This is a genomic window from Pedobacter sp. BMA (assembly GCF_001027745.1).
Lineage (GTDB): Bacteria > Bacteroidota > Bacteroidia > Sphingobacteriales > Sphingobacteriaceae > Pedobacter.
In genome coordinates this window covers 1-20,548 of sequence record NZ_LECU01000009.1, presented here as the reverse complement: position 1 = coordinate 20,548, position 20,548 = coordinate 1, and the positions used below count along the sequence as shown (strand labels likewise).

The following is a 20,548-nucleotide window of genomic DNA, read 5'->3' as shown; positions in this document are numbered from 1 at the left end:
GTGGCTATCCAATTTGCCTGTCCTCCAGATCAGACCACATAGTTGGTGTTTGCACTTCCTTCACTTCTACAAATCTTTCTCCTGCCCATTCCAGTATAAAGGTTCCGGGATTGCCGTTCCGCACTTTTAACAATTCTACCTGCCAGCGCGGGAAACCAAGCCCGGGCATTCCGTCTTCGGTATCTGAAGGCAAAGGACTGATTTTCCACCTCGCAGTGGCAACCGTACTGGCTTTTTTATTGCCGTCCTTACGCAGGATAAATCCTGTTACCCCGCTGTTTTCTACAGCAAGCTGGAGCCTTCGGGATTCAATGAGCGATACATTATTGACTTCTGCCACCACCGCAGCGAGGCCCTCGCATTTTAAAGCTTCTTCCGTTATCCAGAGCACATCCTTTTCTGTTTGCACATCCATAAAGATGATCCGTTCGGTTTCAACGTTAAAAAGGCTTAAGGAAGCAGGGAATAAATTCCGGGAAGTGCTTACCCAAACGCAGGCGGCACCGTTCTCCATGAGTACGGAAAGCAGCCCGGCAATAAAGCCGTCACTCGCAGCTGCATGTTCGGGATAAAGGGTGATAAATTCATGGATGGCTTTTTTGGGAAATATGCCACCAGGGAAAGCATCTTCGATTTCGCCAAGTCCGATACGCTCAGCTTTGCCGGCAGATTTAGGCTTAAAGCCCTGCCAGAGCAGGATATCCTGCTGCAGTTTTTGAACGATTTCTTTTTTAGCCTCCATGATTATTGCATAATTTTAATACTAATTTAAATAGTAAAATAAAATTATACAACAAACATAAAGCTAATTTTGTTAGCAATCCATGAATTGTGGAAAAGATTAATATTTTGACTTGAACTGGCGCATGTAAATTTTGGGATTTAACGGTACATCTTATCGTAATACGCTTTGGCCATTCTTGCAGATTCGAATTCTGGTAGCACTCCCTCAACTCCCTTTTGTATCATATTGAACCAACGATCGCTCTTTTCATAATAAGCAGGTATTACAGCATTTTCAAGTTGATCCATCAGACTGGCGTTTTCCCTAACGTCCCTTTCAGCTTCTGAAATATCTTCCGGTGAAGGAGTGATGAGAAAGCAATTTTCTCCATCGATGGCAAATTCAGGAATCCATCCGTCGGGAATGGAAAGATTGACTGCGCCATTCATTACCGCCGTCATTCCGCTTGTACCTGAGGCTTCCCGATACATTTTCGGATTATTTAGCCAAATGTCAGCACCCTTTTTAAGCAGTGCGGAGAGGCCTAATTCGTAGCCAACTAGAACGGCGCAATTGGCAAAACTTTTCGTTTTACGAATAATGTCGTTGAAGATCTGATTTGCACCGGCATCTTCAGGATAGGGCTTTCCAGCCCAGATCAGTTGAATGGGCTGATCTGTTTTTGCCAATAGCGCAATAAAACGTTCCCAGTCAAGCATCAACAGGTCTGCTCTTTTATAAGCGGCAAATCGCCTGGCCCAAACAACAGTGAGTACCTCTGTATCGAAGAGTTTTCCCGTTTGATTGGCCACCTCTTTAAAAAGCAGGGATTTCATTTCTTTTTTTCTCGCTGCCAGGCCAGGGGCATCGTTTGCGGTGAGCTTTTCTGCAAGTTCAGCATCCTGCCAGTATTTCTGGTTTTGAGCATTGGTAATGGAGGTGATTTCACATATTCCTTTGTAGTTCCCCCACATTTCCCTGGCAACTTCTCCGTGAAGTTTGGAAACACCATTGGCCTTGCCGGAAAATTTCAATGCGGCAAGTGTATAGTTGAATTGATCACCCTCTAGTCCCAGGATGAATTTCGCTTCATGTTCCTGCATATGATAAAAGAAGGACATCTCTTTGAGCAAAGTAAAGGCGTGCTCCTCATTCCCGGCCAGTTCGGGTGTATGCGTTGTAAATACAACGTGCTTTTTTAATTCATCGAGGTTCTTAAATTTCGAATAAAGGTAGAAATTAAGCGGAACGGCGTGTCCCTCATTCATGTGATAAATTTCTGGCTGCATATTAAGCTGATCCAGAAGCATGCCGCCACCGATACCCAATATCATCGATTGGGCAATACGGGTGGTTTCGTTCGGATCGTATAGCCGGTGGGTGATGCTTTTGCTCACCTCATCATTTTCATCCAGGTCGGTACTCAATAAAAATAAAGGTGCAGTTCCAAAAGTCTCCGGCTTCAATAAATAGGCTTTTACCTTCACCATTGCACTATGTACAGGAACAGAAAAAACGATGCCGGTATCTTCCAGAAAAGAATAGTCCTTCTCAATGAAAGCGGGAACCATATTGTTGTCACGGTCGCGAACCTGATCATAATATCCATACTTCCAGAGCATACCAATACCAATGAGGTTTTGCTTAAGTTCAAAAGCACTGCGGAGATGAGAGCCTGAGAGAAAACCCAGCCCTCCACTGTAAATCTTGAGCGACTGATCAATGGCAAATTCCATGGAAAAATAAGCAACCGATTTATTGTATTCGGGATTGGGCGTATACCCGAAAATATCTGATGAGGTCATAATTTGACAGTAAGTTTAAAGTACAGCTTATTCAACACCTCAACCCCTGCAATGTTTTACTTTGCTGTTGATTAGGTTATTCTACCAGCCTGGCTTTTTTCATTCTTCGATCCGCCTGGTTTTTTTCTGTGTATTGCTGGGTACATGGTTGTTTGGTTTTTTTTGATTTTTGTGATTGTGAATTACATTTTAAAGCCGAAAGTATAGGAGAATATCTTTTCCCCCTTTAAATCATCACATTAGAAAAGCGGAAGAAAATTATTATTTAAAAATCCTTTGATTAGTGAATCTGGTTTCTATCTTTGCAGTCCTTAAAACATCCTAACTGCGGAAGTGGCGTAATTGGTAGCCGCACCAGACTTAGGATCTGGCGCTTCACGGCGTGGGGGTTCGAGTCCCTTCTTCCGCACAAAAAAACCGCTTTGATTTTTATCGAAGCGGTTTTTTTATTTTGGACATTTGCATCATTTTGCCGAAGCTAAAATACCCTTACCACAAAATCATCATCAAAATCTGCATTATAAACCTTAAACTCAACAGCCCAATCATCCTCTACCAGATTCCCGATATATTCGGTAAAGAACCGTTTGAAAGCGGTAAAATTGATGCCGGCGCGAGTAACAATGATGTATTCGCTGTCGGTTTGCATGATCACCTGCTCTATGAAATCTTCCCACTTCTGCCTGATTTTTTCGGGTAAGCGGTTGAAATGCTGCTGATCAATAAATATTCCGATATTTAAAACCCTTTCAACACTCAGCTCTTCGCCGTTGACGGCAGTCCACTGTTCATCAATTTTCTTGATGGAACCTAAGAGAAAACCATTCGACAGCACATTCCATCCTTCACCGGGCGCAAATCTCACCAGCTGGTAAACCCTGATTTGGCCACTATCTACAAAATGGTAATCGAGCATCACCATATTTGATCCGGCTATCAGGTCTGCGTTAAATCCCTTCGCATTTTGTTCCATTATGATCGGTATAACTATTTTTTATTTTTTTCAATTAATATCACCTGAGTGCAGGCTTTTACTGGCAACCCGTTTAAACTGCCTCACGCATAACCGGACGTGCATACATCTTCTTTTCAATCATCTTTCTGAGCTTTTTCCTGTAGTCTTCGCCTAGCCATAATCGATAATTTTTGGTCACACTGCCGAGGCATTTACAGAATTCTTTTATTCTCCAGTCGATTTCTTTATCCAGTACCAGGCTCAAATCGAAAGCAGACTGCACCGTAAGGGCATTATCCACACACATCTGCACATGTTGCTCAATGGATTGGCTTATTACGGTCATGGCCTTTTCATCTTGCTGAATGGCCAGTTGATAATGCTGGAGTACATCAAAAGAAACTTCCAGGCTATTGGGAAAAGATGCCCGGAGCTCTGAAGGGATATGATGAATATCTTGTACTGATTTAGATAGTTGGTGGTGGTATTTCTCCGGAAAGTGAAACACATCGTTCCAGTCTACCGGTTCTTCCCAATGGCCAAACCTTTCTACGTTATTGCCAAGATCAATGATACTGAATCGTTTTTTGTTTTTCATGGCACGTGCACCCCTCCCAACCATTTGATGGTATAATGTAAGTGAAGTGGTGGCGCGGTTCAGGATGACGGTTTGTATGGAGGGTTCATCGAAACCGGTGGTGAGAATGGAAACAGAGCTTAATATCGCCCCTTTGGTTTTCTTAAACCATTTCAGGATATCCTTACGCTCGGCGGCTTCTGTTTTATTGTCGAGATGCCTGATGGGATAGCCCAGGGCCATAAATGTTTCAGTTACGCTCCGGGAAGTGAAAATACCGTTATTGAAGATGAGGGTTCGTTTACCTTTTGCGTGTGATTCATATGCTTTAACAAGAAGATCGAGCATGGGTTTACTGCTGTAAAGCTCATCCGACGTACTTACTGAGAAATCGCCTCCGGTACCTGTAGTGAGGGTATTAAGTTCCACTTCATAATCAAAAGTACGCGGTTTGGCTAAGAAGCCTCTGTTAATCAGTTCATCTATCGTAGGGCCAGAAACCAGCATATTGTAATCGCTGTTCAATGGAAGCTCTGGATCGGAGGAGAAAGGCGTTGCGGTAACACCAATGATAGATGCAGCGGGAAACTGGTCGAGCAGTTTTCTGAACGAGTTATGGTGTGCTTCATCCACAATCACCAGTCCGATATCCTGTGTATCGAGCAGGTTATCGGAAATTCGGTTATTGAGCGTTTCTACCATCGCCACATAGCATGGATAGATATCTTTTTTAGGAATACGCTTTACACTGCTGTTGATGATCCTGCATCTTACACCGGCAGATTTGAGTACGCTGGCCGTTTGCGTGCTGAGTTCTTTTCTGTGGGTAAGAACAATGGCTTTACCTTTAAACGATTTGAGATAACGGGATACAATCTGCGAAAAGATTACCGTTTTCCCCCCTCCTGTCGGCAATTGATATAATACCCTGCAATGACCATCGCATTCAGGGTTTTGTAATTGGGTAAATAATGTGTCGATGTCCCTGATCTGGTAATCATAAAGTGCCGAATGCGGGTTTGTATCGGTGGTATTGATGCTGTCCATTCCCCTACAACTCGTTTACGGGTTTAAAGGTTTAGGATAATTGCAGGATATTGATGATTTAGATGGATAAGTTGTACATTCCTTCCACCCTTCCAGCACTTATATGAGTTATCGGCTTAATATTACACTGCCTGTACCGGCACGGTAAAGAAGAAAGTGGATCCTTCATTTAAAACACTTTTTACCCAGATTTTTCCACCATGATCAGAGATGATTTTAGAAGAAATATAAAGTCCCATACCTAAGCCGGGATGTGAAGTGCTTACCTCATCGAGGCGATAAAATTTATCGAATATTTTGGCGATGCCGTCAGGCGACATGCCAAGCCCGCGGTCAGTCACCTTTACAATCACATTATCTTTGTTTTCAGACAATTCTGTTGCGATGTCAATGGTGGAATTTCTGGCAGAATATTTTACAGCATTACCCAGTAAGTTAGTGAGTACCTGCTCTAAACGAAGTGGATCGGCTTTGATTTGGCAGGGTTCGCCCAAACTGATATTAATTTGATTACCTGAATGAACATTTGATAAGATGGTTACCGTTTCATTTACAAATTCATTAAGGTCAACATCGACCAGGTCGTATTGTAAGCTCCCGTTTTCTACCTTTGAAACGTCCATGAGTTGCTGTGCAAGAAGGGATAGCTTGGTGGTTTGCATATCAAGCTTATCAATTACGCCAGCTACCTTATCAGTATATTGGTCTTTCAACAATTTCAGCATCTGCGTATAGGCTTTCACCACCGTAATAGGTGTTTTAAGCTCGTGGCTGGCTACAGAAATAAATTCGCTTTTCTTCTCATCGAGCTCACGGCGTATTCTGATTTCTTCTTCCTGCTCGCCGGTTAGCCTGTGTAAGTGATTATTTTTCTTTTTAATTTCTTCATAAGCATTTAAAGGAGTTACCTGCTCAAAAAAATCTTTCAGAAGCGCAAGCTTAGGTTCATCAAGTTTTAACGAACGTGGTAAACCCAGTCCCATTTCAATTACATAAGCATTTCCTGACGAACTAAACGAAAAATCGGGAAGCAGCTTTTTTGCATAGAAGAAGCCTTCATCTGTAGCCCTGAAGGTTTGGTCGGAATCAAAAACTACCCTCGCGTATAATGAATATCGTGGATATTTTCCGGAGATAATGATAGTTAAACGGCCATTGTCGGTGTATTCGATTGCAGTTCTGGCGATTTCAGAAACCGCAGTAGCAAAAGTGGTGCGTGTGGCTACAGTAAGCCCCAGCTGCTCGCCCACCTGCATGGATCTGCGGTGAGCCAAAACCAAATCCATTTCATTCTCAAGGGAAATATCTAATACCTCTTTCATACTACCGAACTTTAAGTACTATCACTGACATGTCATCCGTTCCACGGGCATGATCTTTATAAATGCAGGCTGCCAGCAGAACAAGATCGTGTTTTAAAATGCCGGGGTACTTTGAAACTTCCCATCTGGTTTTAATACCATCTGAGCAAAGGACCAGCTGGTTGTATTCTGTTGAACTGTATACCTGATCATTCATGGTGGTGGGAATGTTGTGCCCAACAATGCCATTATATGACATATGATTTTTTGAAGAAACCGGGCCAATCCACTTTGCAGCTATATTCCCTATTCCGGCCGATAGCCATTCGCCTTTTTCTGCGTCGAAATGGGTAATATTGGCTACCATGCCACGGGTTTTGCGCGTGGCTCCGTGAATAAAACGGAGTGTTGCTGTAGGGCTTTGCTCAGGAAAAACTTTAAATACCTTTGCCGCTTCATTTACGGCCAGGTTCGCTTCCGGTCCGTGACCCAATCCATCGCCTAGCATCAGTTTAAAACTATTACCGTTGATACGGCACACAAAGCCATCTCCGCTTACCTTTTCGCCGGGCTTACTTACCACTATCGGCCTGATGAGCAAACCCTTTTTAACCGCTGGCTTTTTGCCCATGTAAATCCTGCTCAGGAGAATGGTCCCCCAACCCACCTGTGAGTAAATATCGAAAGTATCGGAAAGCCTTTTAATACTGCCCAAACCCGCGCCCAGGGTATTACTGGTTGACATGCCATCTTGCAGCATTCTGGACGGGTTTTGCATACCAGGACCGCGGTCTATACTGATCAACTCAATATAAGGCACGCCATTCTCCTGAAAAGAGCCGAAAAGGATTTCACCATTATCTGCGTATTTAAAGAGGTTGCTGGTCATTTCGGCAACAATGATGTCGACCTCTGCTATCCGGGTGTGTTCCATGCCTGCATCGAGCAGGCGCTGGTGTATTTCTTTTTTAAGTAAAGAAAAGTAACTTCTGTCGTTTGCCTGAAGGCTTATATGCGTTGCATCAACCATTTGCCCATTTTAATATCATCACTACCGTTCCCTCACCGGGCTTACTTTTTAAGTCAAATTCATTACAGAGGCGTTTTGCTCCTGGAAGTCCAAGGCCCAGACTTTTTCCTGTAGAAAAGCCGTCGCGCATTGCTGCTTCGATATCCGGAATACCTGGTCCATGATCAGTGAAAGTAAGGCGCACGCCATTATCCCGACCTCGTGTTACCACCTCGATCAGGCAACTGCCGCCGCCCCCGTAACGCAACATATTCCTCAGTAATTCGCTGGCTGCCGTAATCAGCTTGGTTTGATTGACCAGGCCCATTTTGATTTTTACGGCAACTTCCCGCACGCGATTGCGCAAAAGAACTACATCTTGTTCTTTTTGAACCTGAATGTTATCCTTACTCAGCGAAAGTATCATCATCATCGGTTTCGTCTTCGTCCCCGTGATCATCCCCAATCATCGACTTAAGTAAATTCATTCCCTTTTCTACATCAAGGGCTGTATGCACTCCTTTTAATGGCAGTCCAAGTTCAATTAAAGTAATGGCAACTGCAGGTTGCATGCCCACTACCACTGTTTCGGCATCCAGAATTTTCGACATGCTGGCAATATTTCCAATAATGCGCCCCATAAATGAGTCGACTATCGAAACCGCCGAAATATCAATCAGTACTCCTTTCGAGCCGGTTTTATTCACCATTTGTACCAGATCGGCCTCCAAATCAAGCGCAAGCCTGTCGTAAAGATCAACCTGAATGGTTACCAGCAGAAAGCTTCCCATCCTCAGAATAGGAATTTTATCCATGTTTATTAGAGATTAGGTTTTGCTATTGAACTACTTTTACGAACTTCCAGTCTGAGTACTTTAAACGCATAAGATAATGCACTGGCCAGTGATGCTTTAGTAATAATGTTAGAAAGGTCAATTCCCAAATGAACTACTGTTTGAGCGATTTCCGGGCGAATACCACTGATGATACATTCTGCACCCATTAAACGTGTTGCACTTACCGTTTTAATTAAATGCTGTGCAACCAGTGAGTCGACAGCAGGAACGCCTGAAATATCAAGAATTGCAATGCTTGAACCTGTTTCCACAATCTCCTGAAGAAGGTTTTCCATTACGATCTGCGTCCTGGAGCTATCCAGCGTACCGATAATGGGCAAAGCCAGAATGCCATCCCACACGCGGATTACTGGAGTAGAAATCTCTGCAATTTCGTCTGTTTGCCTTAATATTACTTCTTCTCGTCCTTTGATAAAAGTCTCGAAAGTGACAATACTCAGGTTGTCCATCACTTTATTAATCTTCATGCTTTCTTCGAAAAGCTGCTTAGAATCCTCAATTTCACGTTGTAAAACTTCCAGTAAAGCATCTTTTAAACTATGCACAAACCTCCCGGTTTCTCTGGGAGAAAAACCCTGACGGGCACGGGTGATGGCAATACCACCTAATATTTCGATCACCGGATCCCAGCGATCAGCATCGAAATCAACCAAGTCATCGCCGGCAAGATTGGTAACCAGCGCAGAGATTAACTCTTCAGACTGACCACGAAGGTCTTCATTACTGATCAGATCTTCTCTGAGGCCATCATCGGAGAGTTGATTTTTCATCCAGATTTCAAGGATGTTCTTTTTTTGTTTTTGTAACAATTTCAGCGTGTTAAATGACATTTTTTTAAAAAGGATGGTTAAGGTGTTAAACTCGACATTCCGTACTGGATTTAAGAGTAGAAAGGTAGGAATAGTCTTTGGTATTTTAAAACTTATATTTCTTCGCGTAAAAATACTGTCGGAGCCCGAAAATCTGGTAAGCCAGGCGAATCAGTCGGGGCTTAACTGCGGGTTGCTCCTGATGAATTTACATCAGATGAGATGAGCATATTCTCAAAACTCTTATAGTAAAAATCTGTTATCACTGCAGTTCACCTTAAATCTGATAGATATGCAACCATTTAATGTTAAAGTAGAACGCAGCGGAACATGCCACTTATTTACTGTATTGCCAAAAGATTCCTATTATGAAATCATGTCGGACGATAAGATTATAGGTGCAATAGTTGAAAAACATGGTGCCTGGGAGGAACTTCCGCTTGGCTCTGTGCATACGGATGACCTTGAGCTTAACTCCGTTGGCGTCTATCAAAAAGATTCCGCTTTACCATTGCCTGTAAATGAAATTGGTAAAGAAATTAACTTAATATTGGCAGGACTTCCGGAGCATGACCAGAATGATACCTGTAACTAACCCGCTTACACAAATGAAAAATCACGAGATACTAAACGTTAGTCCCGCCCATCAGCAATTAAATGATAAATTTAACGAACAGGTGATTGAATCTTACTGGAGTGAAAACGGAGAACTGATCTACATTCTGAAGGATGAAGCCAACCTGGAGCAGTATGCCGGCATTGCAAAAAAACTTTTAACTGCATCGCCGGAGCTCGACCAGAATTTCACCGGTAAAGTGGCGCATACCAACCAGGATATATGGGTTCGGTTTGAGTTATAGCTGCGAATGATGCTCCTGAAGCTGTGTTTCTGCTGATGCAAAAGCCAGATGCAGTTTTTCCTGAAGAAATTTAATCTGATCTTCATTAATACTGTTTCTTCTCTTTCCGAAGAACATGGTATTTTCTACGGCAACATATCCCTCCCACAGTACCTTTAACTCTCCGGAAGCCAGTGCCTCCCGGCAGATAAAATCAGGCAAAACCGCAAGTCCTTCACCAGCTGATAAGCAGCGGATAATCGAAAACTTATTGGGAACAATATAATTAGGGACAAATTCTGGTAAAAAACCGAAATTTGCCTGCCAAAACTGATTCAGCAGCTTGGCATCAGAAGCAGTGTTATACCACATCTGCTGTTGGAACCAATGTAAAAGCACCTGCTTATTTCCTAAATCTAATGATTCCCATCCAGAAAGATCGGTGTTTTTGCCGCAAACAATCATCAGCTTCTCAGATGCGAATGGTTCATATTCAAGATTGGGACTGTTCTTAGTTTGAGTGGCCAACACCAGGTCTATCCCACCGTTCTCCAGCAACTCGGTAAGTTTTTCATTTTCACCAAACTGCATAATGAGATTGAAGTTAAGAGAAGGAATGTGTTTTTCGAGCGCATGCTGAAAACTTTCTACGCACATGCCAACACTAACCGTGGGGCGATCGGCACCTGATTTTCGTCTGAACCGGCCTTCAATTTCTTCCAAAATATGTAATGAATGCTGCAATTGCTGATAAAGCAAATGGCCCCTTTCGGTAGGTACCATTTTCCGGGTGGTACGTTCGAAAAGTGTATAGCCGGTATAGGTTTCGAGCGCATTGAGGTGCAGGCCTACTCCGGGCTGCGAAACATAAAGCTGTTTAGCTGCACCGCTTAAGGTACCTGTTTCGTAGATCGATTTAAAAGTTCTGAACCATTCTAAATTTGCCTGCATCTATAATATTAATTATACCAATGCAAAAATACTATTATTTTTATTACAATAACAAGGTATCTACTTTTGCTGCAAGTAAAAAAAAGTATATGCAAAAGATATTAGTGATTAACGGAGGTAAGCAATTTGCCCATTCCGGAGGGCAACTGAATGAAGAGATTACCAGTTGGGACAAATCGTTTTTCAGTGCAGATAAGGGTTTTGAAATACAGATCACCCAACCACACCTGGAGGATTATGATGCAGCAACCGAAGTAGAAAAATTCGTTTGGGCCGATATAATCATTTACCACTTCCCCATCTGGTGGATGTATATGCCAAACTCCCTTAAAAAATACATTGACGAGGTATTTACAGCCGGACACCGAAAAGGCCTGTACTACAGCGACGGACGTAAAGCAGCTAACCCGGAACGAAATTACGGAACCGGGGGAATGTTACAGGGCAGAAAATACCTGACTACCACCACCTGGAATGCGCCTAAAACTGCATTCACGCTTGACGAAGAATTTTTCAAGGGAAGAAGTGTTGATGATGGTGTGCTGTTTCCATTTCACAGGATGAATGCCTTTTGTGGTTTGGAACCCTTACCAAGCCTTCATTTTCACGATGTAGAAAAGAATGGGTCGCCGGAGCTTGTAGCTAAATTTAAAGCAGAGTATGAATCACATTTGAAAACGATATTTAAGTTTTAACCTGTTACACGATAAGCAGGCACGTTGTTTCAAATCATGGGGATGTGCAGGATGCACTACTTTCCGATAATCTGCTTACGATGCGTTTTACCCCACTCAGCTATAGTGAGGGTAAGCTCTTCCAAAGTTTTGCCATATTCCGTCAAATGGTACAATACGGATATTGGTTTAGTATCTAAAACTTTTCGAACGATGAGTTGATTGGTCTCCATATCTTTCAATTCCCGGCTAAGCACTTTTCCTGCAATCCCTTCAACTTCACGAAGCAATTCAGAAAAACGCATCGGGCGGTATCCAAGGCAGGCGACAATGGATATCTTCCATTTACCGCCAATCACATACATCGTATCATGAATTGCCCGGATATTTGAATTACAAAAATCATTATTATTTAAAACCCCTTCTGTCTGATTCATAAATAGGATGGTTACTAAAATGTCACTATTACTTTTTGTCACAAAGATACCAAAAGTAATTTCTATCAGATATTTTTGCTCAATAAATAAGATTATAGATATGAATTTAATTGATGATTTAACGTGGCGTTATGCTGTTAAAGTGTATAACGATCAAAAAGTGAGCGAAGAGAAAATAGACTTTATACTCAATGCAATTAACCTTTCAGCATCATCGTGTGGCCTGCAACCCTACCGTGTATTCGTTGTAAATAATGCTGAACTTCAGGCGAAGCTTGGGGCAGATTCTTTCAATAAGCAAATTGCACAAGCATCACACCTGTTAGTTTTCGCTGCTTTTAACAGCGTTTCTACTGAAGATGTACATGCACTTGTACAACGCACAGCAATAGCTCAGGAGGTTGAGCCAGAAAGTTTAGATTTATTTTCATCTACTGTTGACGGTTATTTCAAAAGAAAGACCGATGAACAAAATAGGGTGTGGGCTGAAAAACAAACCTATATTGCTTTGGGAACCGCACTTATTGCCGCAGCTACTGCAAGGGTTGATGCTACCCCAATGGAAGGATTCAATCCACAGGTATTCGATGAATTGCTGCACCTAAAGGAAAAAGGATTACACAGTACAGTGATTCTCTCATTAGGTTACCGGGATGAGCAAAATGACTACCTTTCAGGCAAAAAGAAGGTTCGTATACCGGTTGAGGAAATGGCGACTAAAGTCTACTAAACTTTTCTCGTTTAATTGATGATGAAACCTGAGGTTTCATCATCATTATGCTACTACCTGCCTTTTCGTATTCTAATTTTTAACCGTTTCCAGCTTTTTATTATCGCGATCGATGCGTTTGAGTATCCATGACAGGATGATCACGAACACCACATAGGTAACGAAAACATAATAGCCCGGCTGTAAGGAAGATTTGTTCGCAGTGATGGTTTTTAGTGTGTCCGTATCCATATTTAATCCCGAAAGCTGACTCTTCAATATTCCGTTTAAGCCAATATAGGTCATCGCGATTCCAACGACCATTACGTCAGCCATATCCCATTTACCCAGTTCGAGCGCTATATAACGTATCACTTTATTGTCGGCATAGCGGTCTCTTCCCCATACATAAATGGCCCTGCCAACCAGTCTGATAACAGGCAGCACCACTACAAACAGCAATATCAATACACCAACAATGACTGCATCAGGTTTCGGTTGTGCCATTAGGGTTTCAACAATTCCGAGAATACTTTTGCTTTGAAAAAATAGCACCTGATTCATAAAAGTAATTTTTTCACCGAGAAGCATAAAATCGAGTCGTTCGATCCGTGCATCGACCTCAATGATGGTGGTGCTTACCCCTACCCAGATCAGCACGAGGGCGATCAATGCTGAAAGTACAAAAAGCGAAGGGTGAAGCCACCTGTATTTTCGTAAAGGAATCCATAGCAACAGCGCAATCAGCGCACAGCCGGCCATGGCATAGAAATAATTTTTTAACTGCACCTGAATAGCTGCAATTCTTGATTTGATACTTTTTTCAAAACCGGCGACATTATTTACTTTATATTTCTGAAGGATATACCGTGTCACTTTTGTGGTTGCAGAGCTTGACCTGTCGAAGGTTTGTTTCTCCAGTTCGTCCATTTTACTTGTGGCAATCCCTTTCAATCGCTTCATGCTACCCGGGCTATTGATTTTCTGGATGATAGTACGTGCAAAAGAAGGCACCTGTGCATGCAGTTCATCTGTATCAACAAAAGTATTGAAGGCGAGTTTTTTCAGCTTCCCGCCAAGTGATTTCTGAGGTTTGGTAATCTCGCGGGTTGTTTTATTGATCAAACCATTAAGCTGGGCTTCGATTTCTTTCTGGAGAACTTCTTTCTGATCGTTATTCATATTGAAATTACCCACCTGATGGTTCACCACATTGCCAATCTTTTCGCCCCATTCATCTACAGAAAATATACCGAAGGTAATGTTATTGATCAGGCTGTAATCTTCCTTGATTTCTTCCTGTTGCCGGGAAAGCACACGTTGCTGCATACCCAGATATACCATAATGGCAAGCAAAGCCAGGAGGAATGTGATCAGTACCGCAGTGCTGATATTTTTTGTTGTGCGGGAAACCTGTTGAATTTGTGCTGACATTCTTTTATCAAATATGATGGTGAATATGATCCGAATTAGTGGGTATTGTGAGGGGTAATGGATTTGAGGATCGTAGATAAAATTAATCCGTAAAGCACGAAGCTGATGAAAATAATGTATCCTGGCTGAAGCGCAGTATTGTTGGTAGCGATTACCGTTAATGTTTCACTTTTCAGATTAAGCGCGCCTAACTGACGATCGAGCAATCCGTTAAGACCAATATAGGCCATCAGTATGGCAATTACTATTACGTCGGCCATGCTCCATTTACCTGATTGAAAGGCGAAATATTTCACCACGCTGTTTTCGGCAATCTTTTTTCCGGATAACAGGTGAACACCTGTGGCGCTTAATTTTACCACAGGAAACAAAATACTGAAAACCAGGATGAGTGCACCGACCAGAATGGAATCGATACCGGGTTGGGTGATGAGTACATGAACTACATCCATAATACTTTTACTTTGGAAAAACAGCACCTGATCTTTGAAGGTAACGTGTTCTTTAAGTAGTACGAAATCAAGGGAGCTGATGCGGGCATCCACTTCGATCATTGAAGCTGTTAATCCAACGGCAAGTAAAATAAAGGCAAAAAGCAGCGACATAATAAAAAGCGTAGCATGCAAGTCGGTACGCTTACGCAAAACCCACCAAATGAAAAGCACCAGTGCAATACAGCCCAACATGCCAAAGGAATAACCATAAGTAAATGTGCGGATTCTGTTAAGTCTATTTACGAGATTGCTGTTAAGCTGACTGGCATCCTGAACCTGATATCTTTTGAAAACGGTATCTACTGCAGCCTTATAAGCGGTAAGCGCACTATCGATCTTTTCGTTCTGCTCAATTTCACTGAATTTTTTCATGGCCTTGCGGCTGAGCATTTTTTTGTTTTTTGGGTTGTTTACTTCTGCGATAATCTGACTGGCAAATTCCGGTACCTGTGCTTTAATCTTATCAGTATCGACAAAGTTTTTAATAGCAAACTTCTGGATTTTGCCGCTAATGGTTTTTTTCTTTTTATTCACCAGGGCCTCAGCCTTATCAATGAGGGCAAGCAAAATTTGTTCAACTTCCTGATGCAGTGCTTTGTTTTGCTGCTTGGTCATCGTGAAGTGACGAACCTGATGATTCACAATACCAGCTACACGATCTCTCCATTGCTCGACGGAAAAAAGGCCATAAGTAATGTTGTTAATGTGAGCATAATCTTGTTTGATTTGCTCCTGCTTACCTGATAAAACATGCAACTGGTAACCGAAATATCCCTCTGTACATAGCAATAAAGCCAGTACCGTGATGAGTATCCATTTACCTTTCTGGCGCGCTGACGGATCAGCTTTTTGTTGGTTAGAATCTGTTGTGGTAGCCATATATAGTTGATCTGCTGATGATAACCGCCCGTAGTGAAGCTGCTTTTTGAGCATTATCCATACCACAACATCAAATTTTAGAAATGGTTTTACACCGAGGGAAATTGATCACCACTGTCCAACCCCAGTGATGATGGGTTATTGTTTTTTCTTATCAAATGAAAATTTAAATTATTTAGTAAAAAACTAAAAATGACAAATGTTGTTATGGTAAAAAACGCCTGAACTAATGAACCGCAATTACACTGAAAAGAAAAAGCAGCATCACTACTTGCTTGCCCTGATCCTGATTATTATGTTAGTTTTCCTGTGCCGGACACTCGGTCCGGAGCATTATAACGTTTGGCTGGCGCAGTAGATACAAGCACAATCAAATCATTCTGGCGCGTTCGATTAGTCGTATATAAATATATACAGTTGATAAGAAACTGGTAGTGACTACGTAGCTACAGAATAAAGAAGACCTTTTTAAACTTATAATTTTCGTTACTAAAATCCGCTCCGGGCGTTAATTTTCAGGATAATTCAATAAATTATACACTAATAAACAAAATAACTCTGACATTTAACGTAACAAAAAGGTGGATTAAGTATAATGAGTACGACATTTGCTAAAACCTTTTACGAATACCAAACTAATGTCGTTTATTCCCGAATAAATTAATTATGCGCACAGGCACCGTTACACACATTGACCCAATTTTGAAAAAGGGCTATATTGAGGATGAAAATATGCAGGACATTTGCTTTAAAATAGACGAAGCAACAGGACATATTAACGCAGCAGACTGCGTTTGTTTCGAAATAACACTAGAGCAGGATGGTTTGGTGGCCACACAGATAAAATTGACAAGTGAAACAATTAGCACTCAAAGGTATAGCCGTTTTTTCTGCCCGGATAACCACAACGTACAAGAAAAGCAAGCTTTTGATTACTTTTAAGTACCGTCCTTAATTTAGCTTACCCATTGATTTGGGATTTCTGTAACCTGCACGGGCATTTCATTTTGAAAATAGACATGCATGTTGCTTTGCGCAGCCAAACCGGCAAATTTAAGTAGCATACCCAGTACTTTCGGAGACAGGGTATGTTTATCAAAGGGCAATAAACTGAAAAGCCTCATCAATGTTGTAGTGCTTACGTAATCGTTCTGCCTGATGAAAATCGCAACCGATAGTTGCTCACAAGCCTTACGGTTAATCTCTACATTTTTTATTTTATTGAGCAAGCCCGCACGTAGCGCCTGCAGGTTGTCTACACCGTACATGTTAATTAGTTAAGTCACTAAAGTAAGACTTAGCATGATCATCTACAAATCATTATAGCTAATGTGTTTAAAATAAGGTAAAAACACCCTGTGTCAACCCATATACTTATTAGCAAACTAGCCTGCAAAACCACCTAACGTACTTACCAGCATTACACAAAGCACGATAAGTGTGATTACTATGTAAAGCTTGTCCTTTTCCAAAGTAAAACCGATTAACGACAATATGATTCTCATTATTGGTGTAGCGATAAGCACTAATACTCCAAATTGAACGATTCCTTTAGCATGTCCGCTGAGCAACCCGCTGAAAATACCTTCAAATGTGGTAAATCCAGCACTTTCCCCTTTGAACTGCGCGTAGGATGGCATGGGATCTGCCCCCATTTTGATCAGGTAGATTAATCCTCCGATAAATACGATACAACTGGCGGTAATGACCCCTACTCTTAATAAACGGCCAACCAACTGCTCAATATCATAATCAGTCGTATGTTTTTTAACTTTTTCTGTTTTCATCTTTTGGTGTATTAGAATTTATGCTGGAAACCGTTATAGATCATTTCGATAGCCACAAAGACAATGGCTACACAAAACAGATATCGCAATACAGTTGGGTTTATCCGGGAGAGCAATCTGGAACCTAAGAAAGCACCACCCAGAACACCCAGTACTACCGGAAACGCGATAGCCGGATCCATGTATCCGCGTTGCAAATAAACCACCGCACTGGCCGCAGCGGTTACGCCAATCATAAAGTTACTGGTGGTCGTACTCACTTTGAAGGGAATATGCATGGCTGTATCCATGGCGAGTACCTTTAAGGCACCTGACCCGATTCCCAGTAAACCAGAAATGACACCCGCGAGGGTCATAATAGAAAAGCCTGCACCGACATTCCTTAGTTCATATTTTACAATGCCTTCGGCAGTTGGATAGCTTCCATTCAATTTTAACTTTGCTGCCAGCAGACTGCCATGCTGAAGCGCATCCTGGTTCTTTTTTCTGATAGTCATTGCCGCAGAAAACAGTAAAATGCTTCCAAATAGAATTGCGATGGTATTGGTTGGAGTGTATACGGCAATTACTGCCCCCATTACAGCACCAACTGTTGTGGCTATTTCGAGAAACATACCTAACCGAATATTGGTAATGCCTTCCTTAACGTATGCGCTTGCAGCGCCTGATGAGTTAGCAATGGAAGCCAGTAATGCTGCACCAATGGCATATCGGATATCTACGTGAAAAACAAGTGTTAGCAGGGGAATAACCACTACACCGCCACCGAGACCCGTAAGAGAACCTACAAGGCCAGCTAAAAAGGCGCCCAATAAAAGGATAATAGAAAAGGTAAGAATAGTCATACTGGTAATTAATAATTATTTTCAAGAATTTCATTTGTAATCTGGCGGGCTTTAGCGGCATCACCTTGTTGAATGGCAAGGTAAAGCTGCTCATGAAGATGGTGGCTCATGGCGAAATGGCTCAAACCCTGTTTTTCCCGCTTGAGAAAGAAGTCGCGGATTAAAGTAGTAAAGCTACGATACAGATCGGCAAGAACTTTATTGGCTGAGGCATCCGCAATGGCTGCGTGAAAAGCAATGTCAGCATTGATACAATCCTGACGGTTCTCTTCAAAAATTGCATCCTTTCGGGCCTTCAGCTGTTCGCTTATCAGCTCTAAGTTTTCGGTTGAACGGTTGATGACAGCGAGATTTACAATTTCAAGCTCCAGTAACTTTCGGACCGCATTGAGTTCATCGAAATCGGCTCGCCGCAAACGCTGATCTATGGTTTCAGAAAGATTAACTTCATTTACAAACGTTCCTGATCCTTGCTGAACCGTTAATATACCAATTTCAACCAGCGAGCGAACAGCTTCACGGATGGTAGAGCGACCAACGCTGTACATCTCCATTAATTCTCCTTCGGAAGGTATTTTGTCGTTTTGTTTCCATCGACCGGAAGTAATATCGTGGCGAATCTGCCTGCTCACCTTATCTCCAAGTCTTTCTTTGATATCATTCATTGATACAAAGGTATGATGTTATATTTAAACATCAGACGTTTAATCAAAACATGACATTTCCAGGATGGATTACTGCATTAAACACATAGCTAATGGGTTTTGTAAGACAAAATTAATTCATTACAGATTGTTCGGTGTGTTTAATGAGGCGAACAACTGTTTGCGTGAAACGTTTCGGAGAGATGGGTTTTCCGAGGTAACATTCAAATGAACCATCAATGTTGCGGATGTCCTGTTCAAGATTGGAGGACGCGTAAATCACATTTTTAACACGTGACTTTAAATGCTGCCATAGTTCTGTGCCTTTCATACCCTCCATATCAACGTCGAGAAAGAGAAAGTCAATCTGATCGTCAGAAGTAATATCGGCAAGCGCATTCAACGGATTGTTGTACGTTTTTGATAAATTTAGAAATTCACAATCATTGATATAATCATGCAGGATATCTATTGCATGTTTCTCATCATCCACGATGGCACAGTTGTACGGCATAAAAGTCTAGCTAAGTTTACAAATATGGTTCGCAAAAACATATATCCCAAATAAAAGAATTAATTAGGGTAAAATTACGGTACCAGAAACTGTTTGACTAAAGTTCAGGATAATTGAAAAGCACTTAGGATTTGAAGACGACCAGGATAAAAATAAAATAAAGAGAAGCGATAGAGAGCGCTATTTTCTCTTTTTATCGCTCATAAATACTCATCTTTTCTGCGAGTTCTATGATACTCTTAATCTTTAACTTTTGGAACAAGCGAAGTTTATAGGTACTCACTGTTCCCATTTGCAAGCTCAGCTGATTTGAAATTTCTAAAACCCCGATTCCCTTTGTCAGTAATTCTGCTACCTCTAGTTCTCTGGATGAAAGTTTTGTAAAAGGGTTATCGCCATCATTGCCCAATATGCTGTTAAACATATTTTCTTTTACGTTTCTACTTGAGTACCTGCTACCCGCAAGGATGGTGGTTATTGCTGTAACAATTTCCGATTCCTCAGCATTTTTAGTCAGATAACCTGATGCTCCGGATTTCAAATAAGGTACGGCATATATATTTTCGTTCAATGAAGAAAATACGAGAATCTTAGCATTTGGCTGAACCAGTTTTAGCTGGTCGATTACCTTCAGATTATTCCCTCCCGGTAAGTTTACATCGATAATAATGAGGTTGGGAGATTTTTCGGTTTCAATTAATGCCTGTTCTAAAGTTGATGCCTGAAGCAGTTGAACACCGGCCCAGAAATCTGAAATCAGACTTTTTAAACCTCTGCGGATGATCTCGTGGTCATCTGCGATAAGAATAGTAAACGTCGATACGGCGTTCTTAGGTTTTAATGGATTAGGGATAGTTGACAATGTTGTAAAAGTTATTTGTTTTATATTGTTTGTTATGTTACTATTTGCTTACTCTGTTGGTCTGCAACAGATTTAATTTTTAGAACACCCTTGGTGTTGCCAGTCGGATGTTTGGTTTGATGAATGAATAGGCAATCGAGATCTCATGTGTACCTCCGCTATAGCCCTGTAATGGACCAATAGAGAAATCATAACCATAACCAATCCTGATTTTCTCTGACGGGAAGATCTGTATCGCTGCAACAGCAGAGTTGCGTGGCGTCAGGTCTGCCTGGAGATAGCTCTTGTCGTACAGCTTTACACCCGTACGGTACGATCCACCTACCCAAAGAAATTCTTTAATCAGTAAAAAGGCATTTAAATCCAAACTCGTTGGCCCGCCCCTGTCGTCTTTT

General features: G+C 41.7%; 26 protein-coding genes and 1 tRNA gene. 7 read left to right on the top strand and 20 right to left on the bottom strand.

Features of this window, described 5'->3' with window-relative positions; all coding sequences use genetic code 11:
- Positions 1 to 4: 4 nt before the first annotated feature.
- A complete protein-coding gene (locus AB669_RS19170) occupies positions 5 to 742 on the bottom strand; it encodes an ImuA family protein (protein WP_047800975.1) in 738 nt (245 codons plus the stop codon).
- Positions 743 to 882: 140 nt separating this feature from the next.
- The gene (gene glgP, locus AB669_RS19165) at positions 883 to 2,529 is read right to left on the bottom strand and encodes an alpha-glucan family phosphorylase (protein ID WP_047800974.1); all 1,647 of its coding nucleotides are present in this window, start codon (positions 2,527 to 2,529) and stop codon (positions 883 to 885) included.
- Between the two features lie 327 nt (positions 2,530 to 2,856).
- On the opposite strand from glgP, the gene AB669_RS19160 reads away from it, so the two are divergent.
- A tRNA-Leu gene (locus AB669_RS19160) sits at positions 2,857 to 2,938 on the top strand.
- A 69-nt stretch (positions 2,939 to 3,007) separates the two neighbouring features.
- Here the strand turns inward: AB669_RS19160 and AB669_RS19155 are convergent.
- The 7 genes from AB669_RS19155 to AB669_RS19125 form a co-directional block, all read right to left on the bottom strand.
- Positions 3,008 to 3,502: a hypothetical protein gene (locus tag AB669_RS19155; RefSeq protein ID WP_047800973.1), complete on the bottom strand. Its 495-nt coding sequence runs from the start codon at positions 3,500 to 3,502 to the stop codon at positions 3,008 to 3,010.
- 73 nt (positions 3,503 to 3,575) lie between these two features.
- Positions 3,576 to 5,108 carry a DEAD/DEAH box helicase gene (locus AB669_RS19150; RefSeq protein ID WP_047800972.1) on the bottom strand — a complete coding sequence of 511 codons (1,533 nt, stop codon included), beginning with the start codon at positions 5,106 to 5,108 and terminating at the stop codon, positions 3,576 to 3,578.
- A 122-nt stretch (positions 5,109 to 5,230) separates the two neighbouring features.
- Positions 5,231 to 6,430, bottom strand: coding sequence for a sensor histidine kinase (locus AB669_RS19145; RefSeq protein ID WP_047800971.1), 1,200 nt, complete (start codon positions 6,428 to 6,430; stop codon positions 5,231 to 5,233).
- A 1-nt stretch (position 6,431) separates the two neighbouring features.
- Entirely contained in the window at positions 6,432 to 7,439 is a 1,008-nt protein-coding gene (locus AB669_RS19140; RefSeq protein WP_047800970.1) for a serine/threonine protein kinase, read from the bottom strand.
- Entirely contained in the window at positions 7,432 to 7,851 is a 420-nt protein-coding gene (locus tag AB669_RS19135; protein WP_231582718.1) for an anti-sigma regulatory factor, read from the bottom strand. The genes AB669_RS19140 and AB669_RS19135 overlap by 8 nt, the downstream gene beginning before the upstream one ends.
- Entirely contained in the window at positions 7,826 to 8,233 is a 408-nt protein-coding gene (locus AB669_RS19130; protein ID WP_047800969.1) for an STAS domain-containing protein, read from the bottom strand. The genes AB669_RS19135 and AB669_RS19130 overlap by 26 nt, the downstream gene beginning before the upstream one ends.
- 5 nt (positions 8,234 to 8,238) lie before the next feature.
- Positions 8,239 to 9,105 (bottom strand): STAS domain-containing protein, encoded by an 867-nt coding sequence (locus AB669_RS19125; protein WP_047800968.1) that lies wholly within the window; start codon positions 9,103 to 9,105, stop codon positions 8,239 to 8,241.
- Positions 9,106 to 9,376: 271 nt separating this feature from the next.
- Here AB669_RS19125 and AB669_RS19115 point away from each other — a divergent pair, with 271 nt between their 5' ends.
- The gene (locus AB669_RS19115; protein ID WP_047800966.1) at positions 9,377 to 9,679 is read left to right on the top strand and encodes a hypothetical protein; all 303 of its coding nucleotides are present in this window, start codon (positions 9,377 to 9,379) and stop codon (positions 9,677 to 9,679) included.
- A 13-nt stretch (positions 9,680 to 9,692) separates the two neighbouring features.
- Positions 9,693 to 9,944, top strand: coding sequence for a hypothetical protein (locus AB669_RS19110; RefSeq protein ID WP_156166794.1), 252 nt, complete (start codon positions 9,693 to 9,695; stop codon positions 9,942 to 9,944).
- On the opposite strand, the gene AB669_RS19105 is transcribed toward AB669_RS19110, so the two are convergent.
- Complete coding sequence (locus AB669_RS19105) at positions 9,939 to 10,874, bottom strand: LysR family transcriptional regulator (protein ID WP_047800964.1); 936 nt, start codon at positions 10,872 to 10,874, stop codon at positions 9,939 to 9,941. The two genes, AB669_RS19110 and AB669_RS19105, sit on opposite strands and share 6 nt — an antisense overlap.
- 89 nt (positions 10,875 to 10,963) lie before the next feature.
- On the opposite strand from AB669_RS19105, the gene AB669_RS19100 reads away from it, so the two are divergent.
- Complete coding sequence (locus tag AB669_RS19100) at positions 10,964 to 11,569, top strand: NAD(P)H-dependent oxidoreductase (RefSeq protein ID WP_047801102.1); 606 nt, start codon at positions 10,964 to 10,966, stop codon at positions 11,567 to 11,569.
- 56 nt (positions 11,570 to 11,625) lie between these two features.
- On the opposite strand, the gene AB669_RS19095 is transcribed toward AB669_RS19100, so the two are convergent.
- Entirely contained in the window at positions 11,626 to 11,985 is a 360-nt protein-coding gene (locus tag AB669_RS19095; protein ID WP_047800963.1) for a helix-turn-helix domain-containing protein, read from the bottom strand.
- 100 nt (positions 11,986 to 12,085) lie between these two features.
- Between AB669_RS19095 and AB669_RS19090 the strand changes: the two genes are divergently transcribed.
- Entirely contained in the window at positions 12,086 to 12,715 is a 630-nt protein-coding gene (locus AB669_RS19090; RefSeq protein WP_047800962.1) for an NAD(P)H-dependent oxidoreductase, read from the top strand.
- A 72-nt stretch (positions 12,716 to 12,787) separates the two neighbouring features.
- On the opposite strand, the gene AB669_RS19085 is transcribed toward AB669_RS19090, so the two are convergent.
- The gene (locus AB669_RS19085; protein ID WP_047800961.1) at positions 12,788 to 14,128 is read right to left on the bottom strand and encodes a paraquat-inducible protein A; all 1,341 of its coding nucleotides are present in this window, start codon (positions 14,126 to 14,128) and stop codon (positions 12,788 to 12,790) included.
- 35 nt (positions 14,129 to 14,163) lie between these two features.
- Positions 14,164 to 15,501, bottom strand: a complete 1,338-nt coding sequence (locus tag AB669_RS19080; protein ID WP_053058500.1) for a paraquat-inducible protein A — start codon at positions 15,499 to 15,501, stop codon at positions 14,164 to 14,166.
- Positions 15,502 to 15,730: 229 nt separating this feature from the next.
- On the opposite strand from AB669_RS19080, the gene AB669_RS22495 reads away from it, so the two are divergent.
- Together AB669_RS22495 and AB669_RS19075 are read left to right on the top strand one after the other, a co-directional pair.
- Positions 15,731 to 15,859 (top strand): hypothetical protein, encoded by a 129-nt coding sequence (locus AB669_RS22495; RefSeq protein ID WP_255352168.1) that lies wholly within the window; start codon positions 15,731 to 15,733, stop codon positions 15,857 to 15,859.
- Between the two features lie 308 nt (positions 15,860 to 16,167).
- Positions 16,168 to 16,443 (top strand): hypothetical protein, encoded by a 276-nt coding sequence (locus AB669_RS19075; RefSeq protein ID WP_047800960.1) that lies wholly within the window; start codon positions 16,168 to 16,170, stop codon positions 16,441 to 16,443.
- A 14-nt stretch (positions 16,444 to 16,457) separates the two neighbouring features.
- On the opposite strand, the gene AB669_RS19070 is transcribed toward AB669_RS19075, so the two are convergent.
- From AB669_RS19070 to AB669_RS19040, 7 genes are all read right to left on the bottom strand, one after another.
- Entirely contained in the window at positions 16,458 to 16,769 is a 312-nt protein-coding gene (locus AB669_RS19070; RefSeq protein ID WP_047800959.1) for a hypothetical protein, read from the bottom strand.
- Positions 16,770 to 16,886: 117 nt separating this feature from the next.
- Positions 16,887 to 17,288 carry a DUF1634 domain-containing protein gene (locus AB669_RS19065; RefSeq protein ID WP_047800958.1) on the bottom strand — a complete coding sequence of 134 codons (402 nt, stop codon included), beginning with the start codon at positions 17,286 to 17,288 and terminating at the stop codon, positions 16,887 to 16,889.
- Between the two features lie 11 nt (positions 17,289 to 17,299).
- Positions 17,300 to 18,133, bottom strand: a complete 834-nt coding sequence (locus AB669_RS19060; protein WP_047800957.1) for a sulfite exporter TauE/SafE family protein — start codon at positions 18,131 to 18,133, stop codon at positions 17,300 to 17,302.
- An 8-nt stretch (positions 18,134 to 18,141) separates the two neighbouring features.
- Entirely contained in the window at positions 18,142 to 18,798 is a 657-nt protein-coding gene (locus AB669_RS19055) for a FadR/GntR family transcriptional regulator (protein WP_047800956.1), read from the bottom strand.
- A gap of 112 nt (positions 18,799 to 18,910) precedes the next feature.
- On the bottom strand, positions 18,911 to 19,291 hold the full coding sequence (locus AB669_RS19050) for a LytTR family DNA-binding domain-containing protein (RefSeq protein ID WP_053058483.1): 381 nt from the start codon (positions 19,289 to 19,291) through the stop codon (positions 18,911 to 18,913).
- 193 nt (positions 19,292 to 19,484) lie between these two features.
- A complete protein-coding gene (locus AB669_RS19045; protein ID WP_053058482.1) occupies positions 19,485 to 20,153 on the bottom strand; it encodes a response regulator transcription factor in 669 nt (222 codons plus the stop codon).
- 79 nt (positions 20,154 to 20,232) lie between these two features.
- On the bottom strand, positions 20,233 to 20,548 hold a 316-nt coding region (locus tag AB669_RS19040), incomplete at its 5' end, for a type IX secretion system membrane protein PorP/SprF (RefSeq protein WP_047800955.1).

What these genes read in the sequence shown, in the direction of transcription:
- AB669_RS19170 (WP_047800975.1), bottom strand. Translation starts at nt 742, where the DNA reads ATGGAGGCTAAAAAAGAAATCGTTCAAAAACTGCAGCAGGATATCCTG.
- glgP (WP_047800974.1), bottom strand. Translation starts at nt 2,529, where the DNA reads ATGACCTCATCAGATATTTTCGGGTATACGCCCAATCCCGAATACAAT.
- AB669_RS19155 (WP_047800973.1), bottom strand. Translation starts at nt 3,502, where the DNA reads ATGGAACAAAATGCGAAGGGATTTAACGCAGACCTGATAGCCGGATCA.
- AB669_RS19150 (WP_047800972.1), bottom strand. Translation starts at nt 5,108, where the DNA reads ATGGACAGCATCAATACCACCGATACAAACCCGCATTCGGCACTTTAT.
- AB669_RS19145 (WP_047800971.1), bottom strand. Translation starts at nt 6,430, where the DNA reads ATGAAAGAGGTATTAGATATTTCCCTTGAGAATGAAATGGATTTGGTT.
- AB669_RS19140 (WP_047800970.1), bottom strand. Translation starts at nt 7,439, where the DNA reads ATGGTTGATGCAACGCATATAAGCCTTCAGGCAAACGACAGAAGTTAC.
- AB669_RS19135 (WP_231582718.1), bottom strand. Translation starts at nt 7,851, where the DNA reads ATGATGATGATACTTTCGCTGAGTAAGGATAACATTCAGGTTCAAAAA.
- AB669_RS19130 (WP_047800969.1), bottom strand. Translation starts at nt 8,233, where the DNA reads ATGGATAAAATTCCTATTCTGAGGATGGGAAGCTTTCTGCTGGTAACC.
- AB669_RS19125 (WP_047800968.1), bottom strand. Translation starts at nt 9,105, where the DNA reads ATGTCATTTAACACGCTGAAATTGTTACAAAAACAAAAAAAGAACATC.
- AB669_RS19115 (WP_047800966.1), top strand. Translation starts at nt 9,377, where the DNA reads ATGCAACCATTTAATGTTAAAGTAGAACGCAGCGGAACATGCCACTTA.
- AB669_RS19110 (WP_156166794.1), top strand. Translation starts at nt 9,693, where the DNA reads ATGAAAAATCACGAGATACTAAACGTTAGTCCCGCCCATCAGCAATTA.
- AB669_RS19105 (WP_047800964.1), bottom strand. Translation starts at nt 10,874, where the DNA reads ATGCAGGCAAATTTAGAATGGTTCAGAACTTTTAAATCGATCTACGAA.
- AB669_RS19100 (WP_047801102.1), top strand. Translation starts at nt 10,964, where the DNA reads ATGCAAAAGATATTAGTGATTAACGGAGGTAAGCAATTTGCCCATTCC.
- AB669_RS19095 (WP_047800963.1), bottom strand. Translation starts at nt 11,985, where the DNA reads ATGAATCAGACAGAAGGGGTTTTAAATAATAATGATTTTTGTAATTCA.
- AB669_RS19090 (WP_047800962.1), top strand. Translation starts at nt 12,086, where the DNA reads ATGAATTTAATTGATGATTTAACGTGGCGTTATGCTGTTAAAGTGTAT.
- AB669_RS19085 (WP_047800961.1), bottom strand. Translation starts at nt 14,128, where the DNA reads ATGTCAGCACAAATTCAACAGGTTTCCCGCACAACAAAAAATATCAGC.
- AB669_RS19080 (WP_053058500.1), bottom strand. Translation starts at nt 15,501, where the DNA reads ATGGCTACCACAACAGATTCTAACCAACAAAAAGCTGATCCGTCAGCG.
- AB669_RS22495 (WP_255352168.1), top strand. Translation starts at nt 15,731, where the DNA reads ATGAACCGCAATTACACTGAAAAGAAAAAGCAGCATCACTACTTGCTT.
- AB669_RS19075 (WP_047800960.1), top strand. Translation starts at nt 16,168, where the DNA reads ATGCGCACAGGCACCGTTACACACATTGACCCAATTTTGAAAAAGGGC.
- AB669_RS19070 (WP_047800959.1), bottom strand. Translation starts at nt 16,769, where the DNA reads ATGTACGGTGTAGACAACCTGCAGGCGCTACGTGCGGGCTTGCTCAAT.
- AB669_RS19065 (WP_047800958.1), bottom strand. Translation starts at nt 17,288, where the DNA reads ATGAAAACAGAAAAAGTTAAAAAACATACGACTGATTATGATATTGAG.
- AB669_RS19060 (WP_047800957.1), bottom strand. Translation starts at nt 18,133, where the DNA reads ATGACTATTCTTACCTTTTCTATTATCCTTTTATTGGGCGCCTTTTTA.
- AB669_RS19055 (WP_047800956.1), bottom strand. Translation starts at nt 18,798, where the DNA reads ATGAATGATATCAAAGAAAGACTTGGAGATAAGGTGAGCAGGCAGATT.
- AB669_RS19050 (WP_053058483.1), bottom strand. Translation starts at nt 19,291, where the DNA reads ATGCCGTACAACTGTGCCATCGTGGATGATGAGAAACATGCAATAGAT.